Source organism: Peribacillus sp. NPDC097895 (assembly GCF_050277555.1).
Classification (GTDB): Bacteria; Bacillota; Bacilli; order Bacillales; family DSM-1321; genus Peribacillus.
Window position 1 is genome coordinate 772,105 of record NZ_JBNNSH010000002.1, and the last position, 24,854, is coordinate 796,958.

A 24,854-nucleotide genomic window follows, 5' to 3' on the forward strand; every position below is an offset into this window, starting at 1 on the left:
CAAAGGTCGGATTTCACTCCAAATAGCATAAGGATATGAACAAAAAATAGCTGGCCTCTTCGGCCAGCTTTATTTTGTAGTTATGATGCTTTTCTCATGCCTTTTAAGATAAGGCTTAAGATGAAGACAAATACGATTGCCCCAATCAATGCTGGAATAATAGCGAAATCCGCTACTGAAGGTCCCCAGTTCCCAAGAATTAATGAACCTAACCATGCACCAACAAAACCTGCGATAATGTTACCTATAATACCAAATGGTACATCACGCCCAACGATCATACCTGCTAACCAACCAATGATACCTCCGATAATTAATGACCATAAAAATCCCATAATATATTTCCTCCTTCTAATTTAGTTATTTTACCTGCTACAGCAGACAACAAGAAATTTCATCACTTCCATCTAGTCATGCCTTTTCAGTTCTTTAACGTTAATTCAAATGGTATGATGCCGTTATCCACAAAATTCAATGGGTAGAGTTAGCTAGCTATAGCCCCTGAGGAACTGATTGGACACTCCTCAATGTGTTAGTGTGTTTTTCTTTTTGTTTGCCGCTGTACTCCTTATTTTCCCCGTTTTAATAATCTAAAACCTAATTTTTTTTATAAATATTTGGCAGCAAAAAAAGGATTATCAGACGTATGAAACGGGTATACCATATGCTTAACTTTGTCACATAGATAGTATAAGCATTAACTGTCGCAAATATGTTCATATAGGTAAAAGAAAAAGGGTGCCCCTTGGGACACCCTTACTAACGTATTTTTATATTCGTACAGGACGCACTTTAGAACAAAAGTTCATCCGGATTGCTTCCGAACCGTTCATTTTTGTTCAAAGCATCTATTTGATTCATTTCATTTAAGCTCAAAGAAAAGTCAAAGACCTCTGCATTCTCCTTGATACGTGACGGCGTAATCGATTTAGGTATGACAACGATTTCATGTTGCAGATGCCATCTAATTAACACTTGTGCGGAACTTTTCCCGTGCTTCTTCGCTATATGATTAATTGTTGGTTCTTCCAATATGTTCCCCCTGCCTAGGGGACTCCATGCTTCTACCATGATTTCATGTTTTGCACAGTATTCACGAATTTCCACTTGAGTCAAAAGTGGATGCAATTCGATTTGATTGACGACTGGTTTGACTTCACAGTTCGCAAGTAAATTTTCCAAATGATGAACATGGAAATTACTTACACCGATTGATTTCACTTTTCCATCCTTATAAAGCTTTTCTAACGCTTTCCAGGTTTCCAGGTATTTGTCCTTTCCTGGCCAGTGGATTAAGTATAAATCCAAATACTCCAAGCCAAGACGTTTTAAACTATCATCAAATGCCTGTAGCGTCGATTCGTATCCTTGCTCTGTATTCCACACTTTAGAAGTAATGAACAATTCCTCACGCGGGACTCCGCACTCAGAAATCGCTTGTCCTACTCCCTCTTCATTTTCATAAATGGCAGCTGTATCAATAGCGCGGTATCCTACTTCGATAGCTTTCTTGACAGATTCAACCGTTTCATTGCCGTTCTTCACTTTGAATACACCGAAACCCAGCTGTGGCATTTGAACTCCGTTATGTAAAGTGATCGTTTCCCCAATATTTGAAATCATTGTCATTCCCCCTTACTTTTATTTACCAATTATACACCGCCCCTCCTTCTATTTCCAACCATAAGCCTCGGGATATTGAGTGCCCCTAAACCGAAAACAATCCCGTTTTATCAGATTTTCCACCTTTAAATTCTTAACTAAATTAATTAATTTGTAAAAAAATGACGAAACATCTATCCTTATTGATATAATATTCGTTACAATTATATAGTCCGTTTTAAACCAAGGAAAAAAGAAGGTGCCATCTTTAAAGAATAATCAAACATAAAACTCCCATTCTAAATGGTGAGGAGTTGAAAAACTGCCCAACGCCCATTCAATGGTCACAATCCAAATTTACTTTTTACATACTTGAAATTAAGGGAGTCTTCTATGTATGAACAGCATATTCATCTTAACCGCGCTAATTATTATTTTTGCTTTGGTCTTTGACTTTATCAATGGGTTCCATGATACGGCCAATGCCATAGCAACAGCTGTATCAACCAAGGCGTTAAAACCCCGTCATGCAATCATCTTGGCTGCGGTCATGAATTTATTAGGAGCGCTGACATTTACCGGTGTAGCGCACACCATTACAAAGGATATCGTTGATCCTTTCACATTAAACAATGGAACTTATGTAATCATGGCTGCTCTGCTTTCGGCAATAACCTGGAATTTAGTCACCTGGTATTTTGGAATTCCAAGCAGTTCATCCCATGCGATCATCGGTTCGATAGCGGGAGCGGCCATTGTCGCTAGTGGATTCGATGCGATTAAATGGAGTGGATTCACTAAAATTGTCCAAGCATTGATTCTTTCTCCTATCCTTGCCTTTTCACTTGGATTCATTGTATATAGTATCTTCAAGGTGATTTTCAAAAATAATAATTTAGGAAAGACCAACAAACGATTCAGGAGAATACAAATTCTCACGGCTGCCATCCAGTCCTATACACATGGTACGAATGATGCGCAAAAATCCATGGGTATCATCACAATGGCTTTAATCGCTAACGGATATGCCTCTAACTCCGAGGTACCTTTCTGGGTACAATTATCTTGTGCAATCGCCATGGCGCTTGGAACATCCATCGGTGGTTGGAAGATCATTAAAACCGTCGGTGGTAAAATCATGAAAATACGTCCCGTGAATGGGGTTGCTGCCGATGTGACTGGTGCAGCCATCATTTTCGGTGCTACCTTCCTGCATATGCCTGTCAGTACGACACATGTCATTTCTTCATCCATACTTGGGGTGGGTTCTGCACACCGCATCAAAGGGGTAAAATGGGGAACTGCTAAAAGCATGTTGATTACTTGGTTCATAACCTTGCCGATTTCCGCATCATTGGCAGGAATAATTTATTATTTAATCGCTTTATTTTTATAGCCCCTTCAGCCTTTCCGTATCGGGAAGGCTTTTTTTTGCAAATTCCGCTATAAAAGTGTAATTGTCTCCCATTTTTTACTTATCCTTGTTTTGGTTTGTAAAGTTTTATTAAGATTTTGTAAATTTTCGTCGAAAAACCTTCCCAGTTTCTACATGAATTCGTTACAATCAATTTGTTAATACTAAGCGTACGACTGAAGTGCGTAAATTTGCATGACTAATTGGGAGGCTTTAACATGGCTTTTAAATCAAAAAAAGACAAATTCGCAGTAATGCTTTTCAACATCGCTCAAAACCTTAAAGAAGGTGCTGACTATTTCGCGGATTATAAATTGAAAAACATCTCTGATCTAAAGGTATTTTCAGATACCATGAAAGATTATGAGCATAAAGGCGATTCAATGGTTCATAACGTGATTAAAGAGCTGAACAATGCCTTCATCACTCCTATCGAACGCGAGGATATCCTTGAATTAACCATGAGAATGGATGATGTCATTGACGGTTTAGAACACTGTGCCGCATTATTCGAAATGTACTCCATTGTCAATGCGGATGAGTATATGCTTAAATTTGTGGATGCCATCAAAGAATGTACGTATGAAATTGAAATAGCTGTCGATACACTATCCACAAAAAAATTACCAATGATTCGTGAAAATGCAATCAAAATTAAAGATCTTGAATCAGTTTGCGACGGAATTCAACGTCAATCGATCAAAAACTTATTTACTGTTGAAAAGGATCCTATCAGGATCATTCAATATAAAGAAATATATGAAAGCCTTGAAGAGATCGCCGATCACTGTCAAGCAGTGGCCAATACACTTGAAACAATCATAATGAAAAACGCCTAAGGAGTACCCCAATAAATGGATACTTTATTAATTTTAACAATATTAATCGTTTTCTTTGCTTTAGCATTTGACTTTATCAATGGGTTCCATGATACTGCAAATGCAATAGCGACTGCTGTTTCAACAAAGGCCATGAAGCCTCGTCATGCCATCATCATGGCTGCCATCATGAATTTCGTCGGAGCTATGACATTTACAGGCGTAGCGAAGACCATAACGAAGGATATCGTGGATCCGTTCACGCTTCCGAATGGTTCATATGTAATTTTGGCTGCTCTTCTTGCAGCAATCATATGGAACCTTCTTACCTGGTATTACGGAATCCCAAGCAGTTCCTCCCACGCATTGATTGGTTCGATTGCAGGTGCCGCCATCGCTGCAGCAGGCTTCGCCGGCATTAAATGGGAAGGTTTCATGAAAATCCTTCAAGCTTTGATTTTCTCCCCGCTAATTGCTTTTGCAATCGGGTTTATCGTATACAGCATCTTTAAAGTCGTCTTTAAAAACAATAACTTGACTAAAACAAACCAAAAATTCCGTACAATACAGATTGCTACTGCCGCACTTCAATCGTATACCCACGGAACGAATGACGCTCAAAAAGCGATGGGGATCATCACGATGGCCCTTATCGCAAACGGTTATGCATCAAATGCCGATATCCCCTTCTGGGTTCAATTCTCCTGTGCGTTAGCAATGGGACTTGGAACTTCCGTTGGTGGATGGAAAATCATTAAAACCGTTGGCGGCAAAATCATGAAGATTCGTCCGGTAAATGGTGTTGCAGCAGATTTAACTGGAGCCTTCATCATCTTCGGCGCGACCGTTATACACATGCCAGTCAGTACAACCCATGTTATTTCTTCTTCAATCCTAGGAGTTGGATCTGCCCATCGTGTCAAGGGCGTAAAATGGGGAACGGCAAAAAGAATGATCATCACTTGGTTCATTACCATTCCGATTTCGGCAACATTAGCAGGTTTGATTTATCTTTTGATTAATTTCATATTCTAAATTAAAAAATCCCTTCCTGTTTCAACCGGAAGGGATTTTTTGTTTTAACAAAGGATTTATCTATGCTTATTCATAGAAAATCGTTTAAAATTCAAGGAGAAGGAATTTTTTTAGCGAGGGGCAAAATGAATATGAAGGAATTCGAAAAAAATAGAGATATTTTTAAAGACCTTTATGGAGATATGATGGAGTTTGCCGATAGGATCAGTTCTGTTTTAGGTTGCCCCATTACAATCGAGGACGGTAACCACCGCTTACTTGCTTATAGCACACACGATGATACTACGGATCAAGCTCGTATCATGACCATTATCGGAAGACGTGTCCCTGAAAAGGTCATCAACAGTTTATGGAAAGATGGCTTCATCCCCGCTTTATTGAAAGAAGATGCCCCCATTAAAATTGGGGCCATCAATGATGTCGGTCTCGGTAACAGGGCTGCGGTTTCCATTCGAAAAAATAATGAAGTCCTTGGATTCATTTGGGCTTTGGAAGTAAATGAACCTTTCTCCGAAGAAGATATGAAATTTCTGCAATTCGCTGCCAAGGAGGCCAAGAATCAGTTGCAGCAATTGCAATTGAAAAAACAAAGGAAAGAAGCAGGACATCAAGAGTTCCTTTGGCGAATGTTGACCGGTCACTACCAAGAAGAATCCGAAATAATTGAAAATTTCACGAAGTTCTCCATCCATGTTCCCGTGGTTTTTTCCATATTGGTATTCGAATTTCCTAAAGAAATCAATCGCGAAGTGGAGCGCTATATTTCATATATGTTAACGACTACTCAAAAGATAAACAGTTCCTTATTTGCCATTGACCATAACAAGCTCATTCTTTTCGCAGGAGCCAACCAGGAAAACAGCCCTTCTTTCACTTCATCGATTTATGATTTCATTCCCTTCTTCATTCTGGAGATGAAACGGCGTTTCGGTGTTGAGCATATCCTTGGAACGGCTGGCAATATGTATAAAAACTTATTGGATGTTAAATCAAGTTACGAAGAAGCCCAATACACCCTAAAAATGAAAAATATTTTCCCTGATGACATGAAACTCATTTTACATTATGAAGAACTTGGCATGTTTCAAATGATTGAAGCACTTGCAAGTAACAAACAGCGCCGTGTTCATCCTTCCATCCTTAAGTTAAAAGCATACGACATGAAAAACCAAACAGAATTGCTGCAAACACTCACGGTTTATCTAGAGAAAGATTGCAACCCAAATGAAGCTTCAAGAAATCTTCATATCCATGTGAATACATTGAATTACCGATTAAAAAGGATCTCAGAAGTGGGAAATATCCGGTTAAAGGACCCGGTTCAAAAAATATCCCTCTTTCTTAATATTAAACTTAATCAATATGATGAATTTTCCAAGAAAAATTAATGATTTATTTCCTGGCTGGAATACTAGATGTGTGGAAAGGTTGATCAAATGAAACGGGAAACTAAAGAAGAACTTGAGAAGGAATTAAAAATCATTGAAAAATGGGAGAAGGATCAGAAAGGGCTATGGTTTTGGGAACGGATTGGGCGACTCCCATTTAAGCTATTGGACAAGGTGACACCGGAATTCATTCAAAAAAAATTGGGTGTCATGCTCGATGAATTAGGGAGCTATATTCAGACGGGCGGAAAATATTTAACGAAAGAAGCCCATATTTTAAATCTGCTGGAGGCCAAGAATCCCGAGTTCAATATTACAACCTTAGAAGATGTTTCAAGCCTACCGCTCCATATTATGGATAGCGTGAGTCAGGATATTAAAAATTCAGGCAGTAAGTTGGCTACGGTTCAAGGTGCCACTACCGGTATAGGCGGAATTTTCACCTTGGCCGTCGACATCCCCCTTCTTCTGGGAATGTCGATCAAAACACTTCAGGATATCGCCATCACGTATGGATTCGATCCCCGTGACCGCGAAGAGCGTATTTTCATCGTCAAATGTCTACAATTCACCACATCGGATATTGTCGGAAAAAAAGCCCTATTAAATGAATTGTCGAAAATGAACCTGCCTGAGTCCGAATCAAAAAGGGAAATTGCATCCGAACTGCAAGGATGGCGAGAGGTCGTTTATACATACCGTGATCAGTTCGGCTGGAAAAAGCTTTTGCAAATGGTGCCCGTTGCCGGAATGATTTTTGGCGCCATTACCAATCGTTCCATGATTGCCGATATGGCCGAAACGGGAATCATGCTTTATAAAAAAAGACGGATTTTAGAACGCATTCATGAACCGAGTCCAAAGAATTAAAAATCCATTGTTATGATTTCTAACATTATTGATATGAATCAATGTCTTTATCCCTGCAAGTCTATGTTTATTGAAACTGCGTTTGTGGAATTCCACAAATACACCTTTTTCATTTTTCTGATTTCCACATACTAACTATTTCTTTTTCCAACTATACTTGTGATACAAATAGTAAAACATATTATTGGAGGGATTAAGATGAGAATAGGAATTCCAAAAGAGATTAAAAACAATGAAAACCGTGTAGCGATCACTCCAGCTGGGGTTGTAGCATTAGTCAATGCGGGACATGAAGTGTTAATCGAAATGAATGCAGGTTTAGGAAGCAGTTTTACAAATGAATCATATCAAGAAGCTGGTGCTGTTATAGTCGAGGACGCTGCTAGCGTTTGGTCAAGCACAGAAATGATCATGAAGGTAAAAGAACCTATCTCATCTGAATATAAATATTTCCGTAAAGATTTGATTCTTTTCACATATTTGCATCTTGCAGCTGAACCGGCTCTTGCACAGGCACTAAAAGAAAGCGGTGTCTTGGCCATTGCTTATGAAACGGTTGCAGTAAACCGTACACTTCCTTTATTGACACCAATGAGTGAAGTGGCAGGACGCATGGCTGCACAAATCGGTGCTCAGTTCCTTGAAAAAAATAACGGTGGAAAAGGTATTCTATTAAGCGGTGTTCCTGGAGTGAAACGTGGTAAAGTGGCTGTCGTCGGCGGAGGTATGGTCGGAACGAATGCAGCTAAAATCGCAATTGGATTAGGCGCAGATGTTACGATTCTTGACTTAAGTCCTGACCGTCTTCGTCAACTTGATGATATTTTCGGAAATGAGCTGACTACACTCATTTCAAATCCTTATAATATCGCTGAAGCAGTCAAAGATGCTGATTTAGTGATCGGTGCTGTATTGATTCCAGGTGCTAAAGCTCCTAAGCTCGTTACTGAAGAAATGGTTAAATCAATGTCTCCAGGTTCAGTCATTGTCGATGTTGCAATCGACCAAGGCGGTATCTTTGAAACAGTTGACCATATAACAACACATGATAATCCTACTTATGTAAAACACGGAGTCGTGCATTACGCAGTGGCCAATATGCCAGGAGCGGTGCCACAAACTTCTACAGTAGCCTTAACGAACGTAACAGTACCTTTCGCACTGCAAATCGCAAACAAAGGTGCCATTAAAGCGATCCTTGAAAACGATGCCCTTGCAAAAGGCGTCAATGTGGCGAACGGAGAAATCACGTTCGAGGCAGTTGCAACAGACCTAGGCTACAACTACGTAAGTGTTGAAAACGCCTTAAACCCAAACAACATTAACGCTTAATCAAAAAAAAGACTTCAGACACACATCGTGTCTGAAGTCTTTTTTTGATCCGAAATCTCATGAAGTTTTTTGGTTGAGGGGCGGATTATCGGGTTGAGGGGCGAATTTTCCGGATTTAGGTCGAATTATCAGCACGAACGGACGAATTTTCCAAATATAGGTCGAAACATCAGTCGATTTTTCAGGAGATGGCACGAATTAAAGAAGAAAATCATATTTAAGACGATTAATTACATGAAATATTTGGCGTTTTTGACTTACCCCCATATAATAGGGGGCAAGTCTGTCCTTTCAGCAAGTGATCCTCATTCATTGTTTTAAGTTATTACTCACCTAACATCATGAAACTCTTTTAATCTATGAAAATTTTCCCGGGATTCATTATTCCTTTCGGGTCCAGTGCCTGTTTGATCGTTTTCATCACATCGTACGCTGCTCCATGCTCCCTTCGCTGATACTTCGATTTTCCAAGGCCTACCCCGTGTTCCCCCGTACATGTACCGCCTTTTGTTAATGCATATTCAACGATTTCTTCATTTATCCTCTTCGCTTCTTGAACTTCTTCAGGATTTTTCAGATCGATCATGAACAATACATGATAATTCCCATCACCTACATGCCCTACAATCGCTCCCTCCACTTTGGATTGCTCGACTTTCTTCCTTGTTTCCAATATGGCATCCGACAATTCATGAAGTGGTACACTTACGTCGGTCACCATCAGCTTTTTACCCGGGGCACTGTGAATGAAAGCATAGGCGAGATTATGGCGGGCTTCCCACAGAGCATTCCGTGCCTTTGAATCCGTTTCAAACTGGATATCCTCGCAGCCAAAATCACTTACGATTTCCTTAGCGAATTTGACGTCCTGTTCTAGTCCTGCGAAATTCCCATGAAACTCAAGGAATAAAGTAGGTTTGACATCATAGGATTTTTCCATGAATTGATTAACTTTTTTTATGGACTCGGCATCAACCAATTCAATTCGTGCAATCGGGATGCCAGCAAGCATGATACCATTGACCGCAGATACTGCCTGCTCGACTGTTGGAAAAGAGGCTCTCCCTGCCATGGTGACTTCAGGGATTCCGTATACCTTTAAAGTCAGTTCAGTAAATACACCAAGCGTACCTTCCGAGCCGACAAACAAACCATTCAAATGAATGCCTGAAGATGATTTTGTCGCTAAACTTCCGGTATGGATCGCTTCACCGTTCGCTAGAACCACTTCCAAATCCCTGACTTGATCGCGCATTATCCCATATTTGACTGAGGTCGTCCCACTTGCATTCGTAGCTGCCATCCCGCCCAAAGTCGCATCTGCCCCAGGATCCACGGAAAAGAACAGACCATATTTTTTCAATTCTTTATTAAGGTGCGTCCTTGTCACACCTGGCTGTACCTTCACTAAAAAATCATGTTCCCTGATTTCCAAAACTTGATTCATCAAGGACAAATCCAGGGAAATCCCGCCTTTGACAGGAACGACATGCCCTTCTAAACTTGATCCCAACCCAAAAGGAATGACCGGTATTTCATGTTCATTGGCATAACGCATGACTGCACTCACTTCTGCCGTATTTCTTGGGTATATGACCATGTCTGGTAGGTGCGGAGTATGATACGATTCATCATGACTGTGCTGCTCCAATAAAGTTTCATTCACCGTTACTTGATCTTCCGTCAGTATCTTCCTTAATTCCTCTATATAATTATTCATTCTGCATCCCCCTCTTTTTTCACAAAACATTCTGATAATAGTTGGTGAAAAAGGAGACTGCCCACATGTAGGCAATCCATCCTTCTTTACTGGCCAATCCCTTTCGTTTTATCCGTGCAGGCCTTCATTGCTTGTAAAATGCTGGACCTAAGCTGACTCTCTTCTAAAGACGCGACCGCAGATATCGTTGAACCACCCGGCGTACAAACATCATCCTTTAAGGCCGCTGGGTGTCTTTCCGTTTCAAGTACCATTTTAGCCGCTCCCATAACAGCCTGCGCTGCCATTCTGTAGGCTTGCTTTCGCGGAATGCCATCACGAACCCCGCCATCAGCAAGCGCTTCAATGAACATGTATACATAAGCAGGTGACGAACCGCTTATAGCCGGTACAGCGTCCATCAAATCTTCTTGCAAGATTTCCGTTTTCCCGAAACTATTCAGCAGTTCCGTCACACCTGCTAGATCAGCATCTGTAATTTCATCGTTTAGGCTTATAGCCGTCATACCTTCTCCGACAAGGGAAGGGGTGTTTGGCATCGTCCGGACAACCTTCACTCTTTTTCCGACATTGTTCTCCACTTGAGATATAGTGATCCCAGCCGCCATTGTAATGATCACTGTGTCTTCTTTCACATATCCCTTCACTTCTTCAAGCACTTGTTTATGCATGGCAGGTTGAATTCCTAGAAAGAGAAAATCGGCAAAACCGGCAACGTCTTTATTATCCAAAGAACCTTTAACCTTATATTTCGTGGTGATTTTAGTTTTAGTTTCCATACTTGCTGTACTGACCATGATTCCATCAGGTGAAATGACCTCTGCAAGCAACATGCCCTCAAGCATTGCCTCACCCATTTTACCGCATCCTATAAATCCGACTTTTTTATTCATATCTAACACTTCCAATCATAAGTTCATCTATATTCCTTCTTATTATATCGGATTTGGTAATTGGAAACACGCTAGAGAATCTTCAGGAAGGATTTAGTGTATTCTAATCGAATTAATAAAGATGATATGGGGGCGAATCTGCAACTTTTCCATAGAAACACTCCTTCATGCAATGGATTTTTTTAGCGAAAAAAAACCATTGACTAAATGGTCACTTCAGCATTATAATTTTGACCTATTGGTCACAACCAAATAAGGAATAAAGTTCAAGGAATGGAGAAATGGTATGCAAATGGAGAAAAGAGCAGTTAATACTAAGCTTGTCATAACTGGATTGATCATTGGAATGTTTTTCAGTTCATTGGAACAGACGATCGTCGGAACGGCCATGCCGACTATTATTGGGGAATTGAATGGTTTTACCATCTTCGCATGGGTAACGACTGCCTATTTAATAGCCTCTACGACTGTTGTACCGATCGTTGGAAAGCTATCTGATTTATATGGCAGGCGTTCCCTCTACCTGATTGGCACGATCATTTTTACGATTGGTTCGTTTTTATGTGCCACGGCCACTTCGATGGAGCAGTTAATCATCTATAGGGGGCTGCAAGGAATCGGCGGCGGGATGATCATGCCACTATCCCAAACGATTATAGGAGATATATTCTCTGCAGAACAAAGAGCCAAATGGCAAGGTGTATTCGGAGCCCTTTTTGGTTTAAGTTCTGTCATTGGTCCTTTTCTGGGTGGCCTGATCGTTGACCATATCAGCTGGCATTGGATCTTTCTGATCAATGTACCGACGGGCTTATTATCTGCCATTTTGATTTATGTCGGGCTGAAACATGAAGGCATTCGAAAATCAGAGAAAGTGAATATCGATTATCTTGGTATTTTCACCTTGATTCCTGGTATTGTCCTGTTATTATTGGGCTTAACATTCGGTGGTGATAAGTTCGAATGGAAATCACTTGAATCTCTCTTGATTTTCGGCAGCACCCTCGTCTTCATTGCCCTATTCATTATTTTTGAAAGAAAAGCAGTTGAACCGATCCTTGATTTATCCCTCTTTAAAAATAGAGTTTTTGCCACTACGAATATTTTGGGATTCTTGCTGGGCCTTGGCATGTTCGGGGCAATCATGTTCGTCCCACTGTTCATGCAAGGCGTACTGGGAGTTTCACCGACAAAAGCGGGATCGACCATGACTCCGATGATGATCGGTATGATTCTTTCCAGCATCATTGGCGGGCGGTTACTGTTGAAATTCCGATTTCGTACCGTGCTTACCTTTGGAATGGCATTTGCGACGCTCGGCTTCTTCCTAATGAGTACGATGGACGATAGTACGACTATTTTCACTGCTTACTCATTCATGGCCATCCTTGGGATCGGAATGGGTCTTGTCATGCCGACATTGATGATTGCCGTGCAAAATGAATTCCCAAAATCACAGCTAGGGTCTGTTACAGCGGCTTCAACCTTCTTCCGATCAATAGGAGGAACGATGGGCATCACGATATTGAATGCTGTCATGAATCATAATCTACAACAAAATATGGATGATGCGGTCGTAAGCCAAAAGAACCCTATATTGCATGAGGCACTGAAAGCGTTAGCCGATAAAACGGATGCGTTATTCAACATCATGCTTTATCCTGAACACCTTAAAATGCCGGCAGAGGTCAGTAATGTCCTTTTAAAATCAATTGAAAATGCTTGGATCCATGCATTTTCCAGTGTTTTTGTCACAGGTATCTTTTTTGTTGCCGCAGGAATATTAGTGGCACTTTCCGTGGGCTCCGGCAGAATCAAAAAAGATCAAGAAACGGAAAAGGAATTAGGTTAATAATAAACTCGGGACCGGCTGAATAGATCAGCCGGTCTTTTTAATCCATGCATTCCTATGTTTCTTTTCCAGCGTTAAGGGAATTTTACCTATAAGAGACTAATTGGAGTGATACTATGAACAAGATAAATAACCTTTCAATTTTACCTGCGGATTTTTATGAGCAGCCCACGCTAGAACTGGCAAAATCCCTCCTCGGCTGCCTGATCGTAAAAGAAACACCGGATGGGGCCGCTTCTGGTTTCATTGTTGAATCCGAAGCCTATATGGGCCCTATTGACAGGGCTGCACATAGTTTTGGAAATAGACGGACAAAACGGACGGATGTGATGTTCGGTAAGTCCGGATTGATATATACATACGTCATGCATACACATACACTGGTCAATGTCGTAAGCGGCGGGCCTGAGAAGCCGGAGGCCATTTTAATCCGAGCTGTGGAACCATATTCAGGGCTTGAGTTAATGCAGGAAAGACGCGGAATTGCCGATATTCGTAAATGGACGGATGGACCTGGGAAGTTAACCAAAGCACTAGGCATCACTATGGATGATTATGGTCGTTCATTTACGAGTCCTCCGCTTTATCTTGCTGATGGAAAAAAGCCTGGACACATATCCAGCGGACCCCGCGTCGGAATTGACAACTCTGGGGAAGCAAAAGATTATCCGTGGCGATTTTGGGTTACCGACAACCCGTTTATATCTCGCAAGAATTTAATAAAAAAAGGATGATCCCAAAAATTCCCGTGAGATGTTATCCCCTCTATACTTACACAGTGTAAAAGGATACAAGCTACATGCCGGTTTGTAACCAAATGTGGAGGGGATTTAACGATGTCCGAAATAACAGCTACTATTGTATGCTTTAAAAATACAAGCTGATCAATAGTGCCTGCCTTCGATAGCATTACCTTCTTCAACCACCCCCTCCAAAAAGAGCTGCCGAAGCAACTCCGTATTGAAGTAAAGCACTGCTTGTTTGATGAAGGCTCATCAATTAGCTTCATCAATATTCTCTCTTGTTTCCCTTTTTTACGAATTCCCAATCGACTTCAATATTTTTCCTAACCCTTTGAAGAAGAGTAAAGATTGTTTCTGTTTCTTCAGGGGAAAATCCAGATAATGCAACCAAATTGGAATATTCTCCTTCTCTCATTAATAAAGGATAAATTTTTTCACCTTTCTCAGTCGGAAATAGCCTTTTATTTTTTTTGTTATTTTCATCACTTTTCTTTTCAATAAAACCCTGAGTTTCGAGTTTTTTTATCGCACGAGCTGCCGTTGTACGGTCAACCTTTATCATTTCTGCTAATTTTTCTTGGATGATTCCTTGATTCTCACATATTCGTATAAGGTATAAATACTGCCCTTTTGTAAGGTCAAATTCTTTAAATTCTATATTGCTTATGGAATCTAAAGACCTGGCTATCATTCCGATTTCACGGAGAATTTCCGTCATTTACAAAACTCCTTAATACACTTGTTTTTGTTGCATTTACAACAAAGTTTATTTAACTTATACTATTAAATGGCTATCATTAATTATGACTGGTCTGATTCATTAAATCTAGAAAGGACTGAAAAAATTGGATTCAAAAAGAATAACACAGATTAACGATTTAAAAAAAGCCTTTCATATCAGGAAAGAAGTCTTCGTTGAAGAACAGGGTGTACCATTAGAAGATGAGTTTGATGAATTCGACACACTAAATGAGCTCTCTGAACACATTTTAGTTTATTATAATGAACAACCTGTCGGAACTGGACGAGTAAGATGGGTTGATGACATTGGTAAATTGGAGAGAATCTGTATCCTAGAGCCTTACCGTAAATTTGGTCTTGGAAAAGTAATTATGAAAGCGTTGGAAGAAATAGCAGAAGATAAAGGTATATCCCGGGTTAGATTACACGGGCAATCACAGGCAGAGGGCTTTTATAAAAAACTTGGCTATCAGACTTCATCAAGTATATTTATGGAAGACGGTATTCCTCATATTTTAATGATAAAAGAATTATCTACTAAATAATTATGAAAAGATTGAGAAAAGCGAAATATATTTTTTATGGATTAGGAATCTTGATATTAACCCTTGGTATTTCTTTAACTATCCTATCTGACCTTGGAACCTCACCATTTGATGCACTTTTGGTCGGTCTATCTATAAAAGTGGGTCTAACTGTAGGAAGTTGGGAAGTCATACTGGCATTTATGATGATATTCTGTAATTCGTTTTTAAAAAGGCAAAGACCAGAGTTTTTGGGTTTGCTAACAGCCTTTATTACCGGTCTTGCAATTGATATATGGCTTTTCATCTTGCATCTTTTGTTGAATCCAGAACAGTGGTTCAGTAAACTTGTTTGTTTAGGAATAGGTTTAATCGTTATAGGACTAGGAACTGCAATTTACTTACAAACAAATTTTGCGCCTATCCCTGTTGACCGTTTCATGTTGATAATTAGAGATTTAACTAAAATGAATATTCTGTTTTCGAAAACATTAATTTATCTCCTCTTCTTGACAATGGCAATCATTTTCAATGGACCAATCGGCATTGGGACTCTATTAACCGTTTGTTTAGGTGGCCCGATTCTGCATTACTTCATGCCAATTATTGAAAAGGTTATAAGCAACCTCACAATAAAAATCTCTAAACCATCATTTCAAGTTGATCTCGATGAATAGAATCATGTTTAGAAAACATCCGTATCACCTCAAGTTTTACTACTTCTATTTTTAAACAAAAAAGACTGTAGGCAAAAGGATTTCTATCTAACTGTAAAACAAAGATGATTGGAACGGGTGTGCGAGACTCCTCCGAGGGCCGCGGAAAGCGAGTGCCTGCAGTGGAAAGAAACGTTTGAATTTTAAAACCCTCAAAAAAAACTGTATACAAACTCCATTATTATCGAGTTTGTATACAGTCTGAAGCCATTCTATCTAGAATGGTTTTACTTATTCCACAATCCTGCCCCTTAAGCTCTAAAAGAAAAAGGGTGCAGCACTTCAATAGAAGTAATGCACCCATACAGAATGGGAATTTATGATTGAAGAGCTTTCCGTATTGATTTTTTCATTGCTTCTACAAAGTTGTCTCGTGTTTCATCAGATACTTCTGACAAGGAAAGATAGGGGTTTAAATCTTCTAGTTCGACTAATAAAAGTTCCCCTTCCTCATTACGACAAGCATCAACTCTTTGAATCCCCCAATCAAGATTATTCCAATCGATAAATCGTTTAGCAAAGGCTAAATCTTCTTCGGTATATACATACTCTTTTAATTTCCATCTTTTCTTTTTATCAGGTGCATAAAGGGCGTACTGAAATTCCTTGTTGATAAAATAAAATGAGACTTCATATTCAAAATTGATAAATGGCTGTACCAATGTATTTTTTGACTCCGCATCAACTTTTTCACTCAATTCACCTTTCGTAATAAATTCCATCCCGATAGAATCTGCTCCATCCTTTGGCTTTACGATATACGTATCTACGTTAGATAGTTTTTCTAGGAAATCAAGCGTATCAATTGTTGGAATAACAGGAAAATGTTCATTGGTTAGTTCAATTAAGTATTCCTTTCCATTCATATCAGCCTTTCCATTAAACGAATTATAGGTTTTTAAATGTTTCGAAACAATCCGGGTTCGGAATGCTTCATATTTGTCTTTAAAATTCGCGACGGGACCTGCATTTCGGAAGACAATTAAATCAGCATGGTCTTCAAATGCTTCAATGTCTTCAGGATGGCAGATCAATAAATGAAACTCTTCGCGAAGTTTTGAAGTAAGATATAAATCCTCCTCGTAATAATTTCTCCCTTTTGCTTCATAGTATAAATCTGTTACAAATAGTAACGTCTTCATAATGCGTTCACCCGCTTCTCTTAAATTTGTGTTGTAAAAAAACAGCTAAAAAACAAAAAATCCCGTCTCAGTAAGAGACGAGATTGAAACTCGCGTACCACTCTTGTTTAATAAAATGTTTAAAAAACACCTTACTACCCTTTACATACGTACGATCATACGTTGTCCCTTGTAACGGAGGGAACCGATAAAGCCTACTAAACTTCGACTTTACTTCTCAGAGATGATTTTCGGCATTATCTGAACACTGGCTTTCAGCAAGCACCAGCTCTCTTTGGATCAGAAACAATAACGTACTCGTTCTCTTCATAGAATTTGAATGAAATCTGATTATTTAGACATTATTTTATACGAATCAGAAAAAAAATCAATGGTAAATCAAAGGAAGTTATTGATTTCCCTTTTCCTCTCCTTCCCTATAGTTAGAATAGGCTCCTAATCCCCCGTTAGTTGAGTAAGCGCCGAACCTGGGATTCTTTGGTTCCATAAGAAATAGAGCTGCCGAAGCAACTCCTTATTGAAGGTAAATCTTAAATTTTATGTGCATTTATCATTTTAATTTCCTATTCCCGGCGAATTCATCAATACAATTCTCCACCCATCTGGATCTCCAATTGTAACACCTGATTGTTCCCAATATGGGTTTTCAGGGGATACCGGATCATATCCCATACCTTTCAATCTATTTGTGACTTCTTCAATGGTTTTACTTTCAGGAATATAAAAGACAATCAGATTATCCTTTGTTGGGGCTGGACATGGACTTCCATCTTTGTGTTGCGTAAACTCTAAATGATAGTTTGAATTAGGAAGCCCTATCATTATACCTTCATATCCTTCATGTCCTTCAAAGGAACCGATTTTTTTCAAACCTAATCCTTCACAATAGAAGTTTTCAATTTCTTTCAGTTGATCCGTAGGGCGTGCAACTCGGATTTGCGCTACTTTCATTTCTTTGGGCCATTTACCTTCCATTGTCCCATCCCTCTCTATTTTTCAAAATTGGGGAGAATCCTTGCTATCCTTGTCGTAGAATTTTACGGTGGGTAACTAACTCGATGTATCCAATGGCGAAAGCATTCGGAAACTCATGATTTAAGAAAACTTTTTACGGCCGCTAAGAATGCTGGTAAATTAGCATCATGCACAAAGTGCCCAGCATCCTCTATCGTTACCAGCTGGCAATTCGGAATTAGCTCAGAAACTTCCTGCAATTTATTTTGAGGCATATGACTGGACCCACCGCCTATAATAAGAGTCGGCATAATAATGTCTGTAAGGCGCACCCACCATTCGGGACTTGGTTCATTAAGTTGCCGTAAAATCGAAGGTACGACCAGCCAATCAAATGGCAGGGGATCAGAAGGCTGGGCAGGAATTTCGATCGGCTTATCCAGAAAAGGAGGAGGTGTATCTTCAACAATCAAGCGTTCAATCCTTGACGGAAATGCTTCCGAAAAAAGATAGGATACTGTTCCCCCCATGGAATGACCAATTAACGTAAACCGCTCCAAATTCATAGCATTCGCAAATTGAAGCAAGTCATTGCACATCAGTTCAAAAGTGTATGTACTTGTTCTCGCACTCCCACCATGACCACGTTGATCTAAAGCTAAAACACGGTATTTTTCTCCTAATTTGGCAGCCACTTGATCCCATGATTCTGAATCTTTCCCTAGCGCGTGAAGTGCAACAATAGGTGGGGCAGAAGGTTCCCCACTCTCACGATATTGAAAGGTGAGTCCATTCAATTTAATTTGATTCACCCGTGTTTCCATCTGCGATCATCTCCTTAGTGGGCTTCGTTATATGAAACCTGATTTATTTATTGTACATACTTTATATATTTCAACTGATATGCGATTATTCCCTTCTTACGCTCTTCTTCCCTTAAGTGGAGGTAACTTCAGGAGTCTTCAACATCCTGTTAAAATGAATACAGGATGTTGATCAATCTTTCTTTTGTTATTTTTACGAGAAAAAAATAGAGTGGACGAAAGATAAATATATTTCAGCTATACCAAAAATAATTTGGTCCGTTCCATTTTTGAAACGAGTCCACATATATTGTAATTTAATCTTGGTTATCTGCCTAAATCTTAGACTTTACATACATAAATACACAGATTTTAATTACTATAAAACGTGTAATATTATTCCCGTTGCTTCTCTTTTTCCCACTTGAAATCTCACTTATCCTGCATCAATTTGATCGTTTCATACTGTGTCCAGTCAAAAGTCACGAAATTCGTGCGTACAGGAGTTAAGCTTATCCAGCCATGCAAAAGATTATATTCCGACGTAGTTTGGGAATCTGTTCGATTTCCAACTTCAGTGAAGTCGTTATCTATCTGGATATTTTCGATGGACCGTGGATTTGTCGTATTGTCATTTGTAGGGTTTCCATTTTCAAGAGAACTGCGGATTCCAATTCTACTTTGGATGAATGGATTATTGTACCTGTCATGTCGTATGATATTCCCTTGTATTTTTGGAGCATTATTGGAGCCAAGCAGCACAATACCGAAATATAGGCTGTTTTCTACCGTATTTCCCCTAATTTCCGCATTTTTCGTCGCGAGAATGCTGATGCCTCCCTTTGTTTCTACTTGAGCATGCACATTGTTCACATAATTACCTAAGATCACAGCTCCTTCTAAAAATCCCAACTTCGTTTTGTAAAGATCGGTGTATCGGGTGCCGTTCAACGAGATTCCTCTTTCGGTTTTTATGGTATTATCCTTTTTTATCCCATATTTCGTATAATCATCGGTGGTTTCTTCTCCATCACTATTAATTCGATTTCCGGAAATCGTGATGTTGCGAGGTGGATAGGCTGAAATTTTCCCTTCATCATAATCCATCCCCCCGACAACGATTGGAAAGCGCGTGTTTAAAATGACGTTTTTCGTGAATTGCACGTTGTACCCTGAATGCGTGTCAATCCCTTCCCATGTCGGATTATTGGCGACCACATTCTGATCGACGCGGATTTGTTGGCTTCGCGGGAACTTAGCTTGGTTTTCCGGGCTCGCCATATGATCCTTCCGATGACTAAATGCCATCCCATAGCTTTGTTGGGCGCTTCCTACAGTTGCACCTGGCATGATATCGGTGACCATGGCATATTGGACGGTTACATCTTTGACTGAATATCCCCCGATTCCCCCGTACCCGATATCTGAAATTTTCATGCTTCTCTTATATTCTGGATCTGAACCTTTGATGGTTACCCCTTTTACACGCTCTAAATAAATGCCATATCCCTCATATCCAATGATGTGGGTATCTTCAATGGTGATATTGCGTAGCAGTGTCGAGGTGGGGTATGTAGAAACCAAATCATCTGTGGATTTAGTTTGATCAATAGCTGTTGCTTCGATGCCTCTGTGCCGTGAGGAGTAATACTTTTTTGGATTCCCTTCCGAATCTTCCGTCCTGCGTTTCCCATCGAGGATAATGTTCTTGACGCCTGTATCACTCGCCATTTTAATGGTGACCGGATCACTTTTTGATTCCGTACATAATGTAGTGACCGGATTCCCATTTTCCACTGTTCCTTGTAGTGTGACGCCTTCCTTCAAAAGAAGAAGGGCACTTGAGGTGAATGTTCCTTTTGATAAATGTAAGGTACCCCGTCTCCCACTCGACTCGTCTTTTGGATAGCCTGCAACCGACGTAATGGCATAATTTAGGGTCGTCCGTACCGTTGACGAAGTAGAGTTTGGTGCGAGCGTCAATATTTGTTTTAGATTGCCTTCATTGTCTTTTAAATGAATGGTTTTACCCGTTGAAGGCTCACAGGCAGGATTTTTTCCGTATGCGACGGATTGGAGAGAGAAGGCCGCTACTAGCGACAAAATGAGGATACTGATATTTCTGTATACATTACCCATAACTACTCCTTTGAAAAAGATGAGGAAGAAACAATGCATTCTTTACCTTGTGGCGTGTTGATTAATCAAAAAGGCTGTGAAGACGATGGACTTCCCCTGCAGTGGTGCCAATAAAACGGCTTTTGACGCAAATGAATTTGGACATCACGCGTTTTATTAGATTTTTAGCGGTTACTTGTTATTAAAAATACTCCAAATACTTAAAAGAATTGCAAAACATAAAAAATAAACTAAACCTTCACTAGTAAATTCAAATTTAGGAGGTGCTGGTTATTCCTAGAAAGAATGTAACTTCATTATTAGCTGCATCTGAATTTGGTATAAAAGAATATTCAAAAGGATATATATCAAAAGAAGTTCAAAATCTAATAAAAAAGGACAGCTCCTAAAAGCCGCAAAATGCTGTATGGCACATTTGAACTTGTTCGTCTCATAGCGATTCCTTTTTCAAAATCGCTATGACGGTTATTTTAATAATTGCATTCATAACTTTTTCAACTATTCCCCGAAGGATGGTATCCTTCACCTCTAAAAAATCCCTTCTCATTAATAGACAAGAATTGAAATTGCGCTACCACCGCTGTTTAATAAAATGTTTGAAAGATCTTTTATTACCTGAACACGTACAATATACACTGTTCCTTGTAACGAGGAAACCTTGCTTCCGTTTCCGATCATCTCCTAGGAAGGTCATTTGAAACCCGATTTAATAACCCTTCTTTCTTTCATTGGATATATACCGGTTATATATTTTCGGAACTGTTAATTTTTTTCTTTTGCACCTCTTCACCTAGTAAGCCTTTCATTACTTCGGCTGGATTACCTGCAATGACTGAAAAAGGCGGCATACTTTTAGTGACGACGGATCCTGCGCCAACTACACAACTTTCCCCAATTTCCACTCCTGGCAAAATTATAACCCTTGCTCCTATCCAACAATTATCATTTATAATAACTGGCTTGACTTCCCGATACCCATAAAATTTCCCTTCTTCTTTGTGGAACTTCTTGTTTCTTGTAAAGATCATGCAATCTGGAGCCAACTTTGAGTTTTTTCCTATAATCGTTTCTGCACCTACCTTACAATTAACCCCAACTGTGCAACCGTCTTTCAATATAACTGAGGGTTGAATTTCAGCTCCTTTTTCAACGCTAATTCCCTGACCAAATTCTTTAGCAATCTGTTTCGCAGTCCAATTCCTGAAGTTCCTGCCTAATATTTTCCCGAATGGATGATTCGATTGAGGCAATAAACCGCCTATCTTTCTTAATAGCATTTTATTAATTTTAATCCAATACATTTTGAAAAAACCAGATTCCAAGTTTAACTTTTCATTTTTCGTCAACATAATACACTTCCGTTTTTTAAATTTTTTCTTACATGTTAATATTTAACAGAAGGATCTAGTGCCTTTCTACATGCAAAAATAGAGGGAGGGTTAATGGCTTTAAGACTCTCTCAATATGAATAGATTTAATATTCACGAAATTAACAATCGGTTACACCTATACCTACAAATGTTCCGACCATGATTATTTTTTTGAATCCATCCTCACTCGCGCATTAACCTTTGCATTTCCAAAATTGCATAATCGAGTTGATTACATACACGGACTCCTTCAAGGCTTGATAAATCCTTTCGTTCAGCTATTTCATCCTTCTTTTTTCTATGATAGGTAATCGTTTGTTGTAAATACCAGGCTTTTCTCAATAACATCATCATCACCTGCCTTTTTTTTATGGTTTTTCCTGCATTTCCACTTGCTTTTTATCCTTTTTTCTTTTACCCGATCTATAAACATCTGATTATTGATTAGTTTTTCTTTATTCGACTCTATTAGCCACGATAATGATACAGATTTACGCATTCTTTTCCCCCTTATCTACTAAGAAATAGCTAACCCTACTGGAAATCGATTTCTAAATATATGACTTTATGGTCTTCTTCATCTTACTCTCAATTTAAAGTTTCTCGGTTTCAATTTTGAAATGACAGAGACCACTCTTGGAAGACTGCCCATTTATCTTCAGGTATGTAGGACTTAGGTGATTGGGATTGCCCAATCCTTTGTTTCTTTTAATCATAAAAGCTTAGATGATGCTTTCTATAATGAGGCTGCGTTTCATGCCCATCAAACTATGTAATTTTAAATACGATAAAACGATCAAACTAGTGAGTGATGAAAAAGCAAAAGCAGGCATGCCAAAGAAGCCAAGTGAAACGCGATATGTTTCCTAGGCTTTTGGTTTATCCTTCTCCGGCGTTACGTACATAACAAAAACTATCAAAGGCACTCGTTTTCTTATCCCGATGACATCTAAGGCTGTTCTATTTGTGTCATACAAAGTCCTTGAAGCATTCTTCACTCAAGGTTCTTGGTATAAAAGCGTGCACTCCGTTTCACCCACTCCAAAAAGGCCTTCCTGACAGAAGGCCTTTTGATATTACTGTTGTTTCTCTTGCTTCTCAAGGTATTGCCTCATTTTCTGAAGATACTCTGGTCCATCCATTGGATCCTTCACGATCATTTCGATAAGGCAAAGTTTTTCGTCATTCATGTCCTGAGCTTTTACAATGGCATCATCCAGTTCCCTATTCGTCTCGACTTTCGCAGTGAACGCCTCCTGGCCAAAAGCTTCGGCTAGTTTTGTATAATCCCACTCTGGTATCTCGTTATATTTCTGCTTTTCGATATCGACCTTTACGTTTAGATATTTTTCTATCGTATAACCGTTATTGTTGAGAATAAAAACTATCGGTTTACAGCCGTTCGCAAGCATCGAGCTGATTTCCTGTGCTGTCAGCTGTATTGAGCCATCACCGGTGAACAAAAGAACACGACGGTTTTTATCCGCTATACAAGCACCGAAGGCAGCGGGCGTCGCATACCCGATGCTCTGCCATCCTCCCTGCGCTATGTATGTCGTCCCTTTTGGCAATCTAACCTGTGACATCCCATAAGAGAATGTTCCTGTTTCCGTGACCACAATGTCATTTTCCTTCAACATCTGCTGTATACGAGGATAATAGGATGCCGCTTTTAGTGGTGCTGCTGGGTCTTCAATCATCGTGTCATACGGAAATGATAATTTTCCAACAGATTCATCCTGCCTGTAGCCAATTTCCTGCAAGGCATGTAGAATATCCTCCGCTTTTACGTTCATATAGCTGGCTGCTCCCACTTTTAAAGAGTCGGGTTGAATCTCTACCATTTTAAGAGGATTAAGCATTGCCGTACTTTTTGAGGTATTTGTGTCCGACCAAACAGGACCAACGGCAATAACACAATCCGCTTCCTCAACGGTCTCGGTTACATCCTTACTTCCGAAAGCTCCGCCATATACACCAATATACTGAGGATGGCTCTCATCAAATCCACTTTTCCCCTGCATCAACGAAGCGACTGGAACATTCAACCGCTCAGCCAACTGCTGCACGGAATTCTGCAGGTGATAACGAAGTGTTTTCACGTCGACAAGCAGAACTGCTTTTTTTGCAGGCTCTAATATTCTTTTTATGTGCTCGACCGCTGACTGCAGTGCATCAACATTCGTTTTTGATTCATTTTCCGAAAGCTTGCTTTGAGAAATCACCGGTTTTGTCACGAGATCAATAGCCACTACAAGATAAACGGGCTTTTTCTTTTCCTTCGCGATTCTGATTGCTGCCGGTATCTCCCTAGCAGCGTTTTCTGGTGTAAGAATCGCCGTATAGCTCGTGATATGCTCATAAACCTTACGAAAAACGTCAAAATCTCCGTCCATTAACGTATGATGGGCAAGCGCCTTTTCCTTTTGCATCATGGACTTTGGCGAGCCTACAATATGAATGATTGGCACATTTTCACTGTAAGCACCAGCGATTGCATTACATGCGCTCATTTCACCGACACCAAATGTGGTGATCAATGCTGATATGCCCTTCACACGGGCATATGCATCCGCCGCGTAACAAGCATTGAGTTCATTTCGTCCATTAATGAACTCGATCCCATCGTATTCTTCCAAAGTATCCAGTAATGAGAAATTATAGTCTCCAGGCACACCAAAAATCTCTGAAATACCTTCTGCCTTCAAGCAGTCGTACAAATACTGTCCCAAGGTTCTGTTCCCTGCCAAATTAATCACTCCTTCATTCGATTCATCTCTCCTTTATTTATACCCAAA

Annotated in this window: 22 protein-coding genes and 1 other annotated feature; of the genes, 10 read left to right on the forward strand and 12 right to left on the reverse strand. The window is 39.7% G+C overall.

Features of this window, described 5'->3' with window-relative positions; all coding sequences use genetic code 11:
• Nucleotides 1-80 precede the first annotated feature (80 nt).
• Complete coding sequence (locus tag ACQKMH_RS15155; protein WP_170946860.1) at nt 81-335, reverse strand: GlsB/YeaQ/YmgE family stress response membrane protein; 255 nt, start codon at nt 333-335, stop codon at nt 81-83.
• 457 nt (nt 336-792) lie between these two features.
• Nucleotides 793-1,623, reverse strand: coding sequence for an aldo/keto reductase (locus ACQKMH_RS15160; RefSeq protein WP_427588308.1), 831 nt, complete (start codon nt 1,621-1,623; stop codon nt 793-795).
• Between the two features lie 376 nt (nt 1,624-1,999).
• On the opposite strand from ACQKMH_RS15160, the gene ACQKMH_RS15165 reads away from it, so the two are divergent.
• The 6 genes from ACQKMH_RS15165 (at nt 2,000) to ald (ending at nt 8,459) form a co-directional block, all read left to right on the forward strand.
• A complete protein-coding gene (locus tag ACQKMH_RS15165) occupies nt 2,000-2,998 on the forward strand; it encodes an inorganic phosphate transporter (RefSeq protein WP_427588309.1) in 999 nt (332 codons plus the stop codon).
• A gap of 236 nt (nt 2,999-3,234) precedes the next feature.
• Nucleotides 3,235-3,855, forward strand: a complete 621-nt coding sequence (locus ACQKMH_RS15170; RefSeq protein ID WP_053344716.1) for a DUF47 domain-containing protein — start codon at nt 3,235-3,237, stop codon at nt 3,853-3,855.
• A 15-nt stretch (nt 3,856-3,870) separates the two neighbouring features.
• The gene (locus tag ACQKMH_RS15175) at nt 3,871-4,869 is read left to right on the forward strand and encodes an inorganic phosphate transporter (protein WP_427588310.1); all 999 of its coding nucleotides are present in this window, start codon (nt 3,871-3,873) and stop codon (nt 4,867-4,869) included.
• Nucleotides 4,870-5,000: 131 nt separating this feature from the next.
• On the forward strand, nt 5,001-6,257 hold the full coding sequence (locus ACQKMH_RS15180; protein WP_427588311.1) for a PucR family transcriptional regulator: 1,257 nt from the start codon (nt 5,001-5,003) through the stop codon (nt 6,255-6,257).
• Between the two features lie 48 nt (nt 6,258-6,305).
• Entirely contained in the window at nt 6,306-7,127 is an 822-nt protein-coding gene (locus ACQKMH_RS15185; protein WP_427588312.1) for an EcsC family protein, read from the forward strand.
• A gap of 198 nt (nt 7,128-7,325) precedes the next feature.
• Nucleotides 7,326-8,459: an alanine dehydrogenase gene (gene ald, locus ACQKMH_RS15190; protein ID WP_061461855.1), complete on the forward strand. Its 1,134-nt coding sequence runs from the start codon at nt 7,326-7,328 to the stop codon at nt 8,457-8,459.
• Nucleotides 8,460-8,811: 352 nt separating this feature from the next.
• Here the strand turns inward: ald and ACQKMH_RS15195 are convergent, their stop codons facing one another.
• A complete protein-coding gene (locus tag ACQKMH_RS15195; RefSeq protein ID WP_427588313.1) occupies nt 8,812-10,179 on the reverse strand; it encodes an FAD-binding oxidoreductase in 1,368 nt (455 codons plus the stop codon).
• An 86-nt stretch (nt 10,180-10,265) separates the two neighbouring features.
• Entirely contained in the window at nt 10,266-11,072 is an 807-nt protein-coding gene (gene proC / locus ACQKMH_RS15200) for a pyrroline-5-carboxylate reductase (protein ID WP_427588314.1), read from the reverse strand.
• 286 nt (nt 11,073-11,358) lie between these two features.
• Here proC and ACQKMH_RS15205 point away from each other — a divergent pair, with 286 nt between their 5' ends.
• Nucleotides 11,359-12,924 (forward strand): MDR family MFS transporter, encoded by a 1,566-nt coding sequence (locus ACQKMH_RS15205; protein ID WP_427588315.1) that lies wholly within the window; start codon nt 11,359-11,361, stop codon nt 12,922-12,924.
• Nucleotides 12,925-13,040: 116 nt separating this feature from the next.
• Nucleotides 13,041-13,658 (forward strand): DNA-3-methyladenine glycosylase, encoded by a 618-nt coding sequence (locus tag ACQKMH_RS15210; RefSeq protein ID WP_427588316.1) that lies wholly within the window; start codon nt 13,041-13,043, stop codon nt 13,656-13,658.
• 274 nt (nt 13,659-13,932) lie between these two features.
• Here ACQKMH_RS15210 and ACQKMH_RS15215 read toward each other — a convergent pair whose 3' ends face one another.
• Nucleotides 13,933-14,385: a MarR family winged helix-turn-helix transcriptional regulator gene (locus tag ACQKMH_RS15215; RefSeq protein WP_427588317.1), complete on the reverse strand. Its 453-nt coding sequence runs from the start codon at nt 14,383-14,385 to the stop codon at nt 13,933-13,935.
• Nucleotides 14,386-14,512: 127 nt separating this feature from the next.
• On the opposite strand from ACQKMH_RS15215, the gene ACQKMH_RS15220 reads away from it, so the two are divergent.
• Nucleotides 14,513-14,953, forward strand: coding sequence for a GNAT family N-acetyltransferase (locus ACQKMH_RS15220; protein WP_427588318.1), 441 nt, complete (start codon nt 14,513-14,515; stop codon nt 14,951-14,953).
• Nucleotides 14,954-14,955: 2 nt separating this feature from the next.
• Nucleotides 14,956-15,609 (forward strand): YczE/YyaS/YitT family protein, encoded by a 654-nt coding sequence (locus ACQKMH_RS15225; RefSeq protein WP_427588319.1) that lies wholly within the window; start codon nt 14,956-14,958, stop codon nt 15,607-15,609.
• Nucleotides 15,610-15,965: 356 nt separating this feature from the next.
• Here ACQKMH_RS15225 and ACQKMH_RS15230 read toward each other — a convergent pair whose 3' ends face one another.
• From ACQKMH_RS15230 to ACQKMH_RS15260, 7 genes are all read right to left on the reverse strand, one after another.
• Complete coding sequence (locus tag ACQKMH_RS15230) at nt 15,966-16,790, reverse strand: hypothetical protein (RefSeq protein ID WP_427588320.1); 825 nt, start codon at nt 16,788-16,790, stop codon at nt 15,966-15,968.
• A gap of 70 nt (nt 16,791-16,860) precedes the next feature.
• Nucleotides 16,861-17,109, reverse strand: a binding site (T-box leader).
• 236 nt (nt 17,110-17,345) lie between these two features.
• On the reverse strand, nt 17,346-17,765 hold the full coding sequence (locus ACQKMH_RS15235) for a VOC family protein (RefSeq protein WP_427588321.1): 420 nt from the start codon (nt 17,763-17,765) through the stop codon (nt 17,346-17,348).
• A 113-nt stretch (nt 17,766-17,878) separates the two neighbouring features.
• The gene (locus tag ACQKMH_RS15240) at nt 17,879-18,568 is read right to left on the reverse strand and encodes an alpha/beta fold hydrolase (RefSeq protein ID WP_427588322.1); all 690 of its coding nucleotides are present in this window, start codon (nt 18,566-18,568) and stop codon (nt 17,879-17,881) included.
• Between the two features lie 411 nt (nt 18,569-18,979).
• Nucleotides 18,980-20,686 (reverse strand): hypothetical protein, encoded by a 1,707-nt coding sequence (locus ACQKMH_RS15245; RefSeq protein WP_427588323.1) that lies wholly within the window; start codon nt 20,684-20,686, stop codon nt 18,980-18,982.
• 743 nt (nt 20,687-21,429) lie between these two features.
• Nucleotides 21,430-22,035 (reverse strand): acyltransferase, encoded by a 606-nt coding sequence (locus ACQKMH_RS15250; protein WP_427588324.1) that lies wholly within the window; start codon nt 22,033-22,035, stop codon nt 21,430-21,432.
• 319 nt (nt 22,036-22,354) lie between these two features.
• Complete coding sequence (locus tag ACQKMH_RS15255) at nt 22,355-22,555, reverse strand: hypothetical protein (protein WP_427588325.1); 201 nt, start codon at nt 22,553-22,555, stop codon at nt 22,355-22,357.
• Nucleotides 22,556-23,132: 577 nt separating this feature from the next.
• Nucleotides 23,133-24,815 carry an alpha-keto acid decarboxylase family protein gene (locus ACQKMH_RS15260; protein ID WP_427588326.1) on the reverse strand — a complete coding sequence of 561 codons (1,683 nt, stop codon included), beginning with the start codon at nt 24,813-24,815 and terminating at the stop codon, nt 23,133-23,135.
• Nucleotides 24,816-24,854 lie beyond the last annotated feature (39 nt).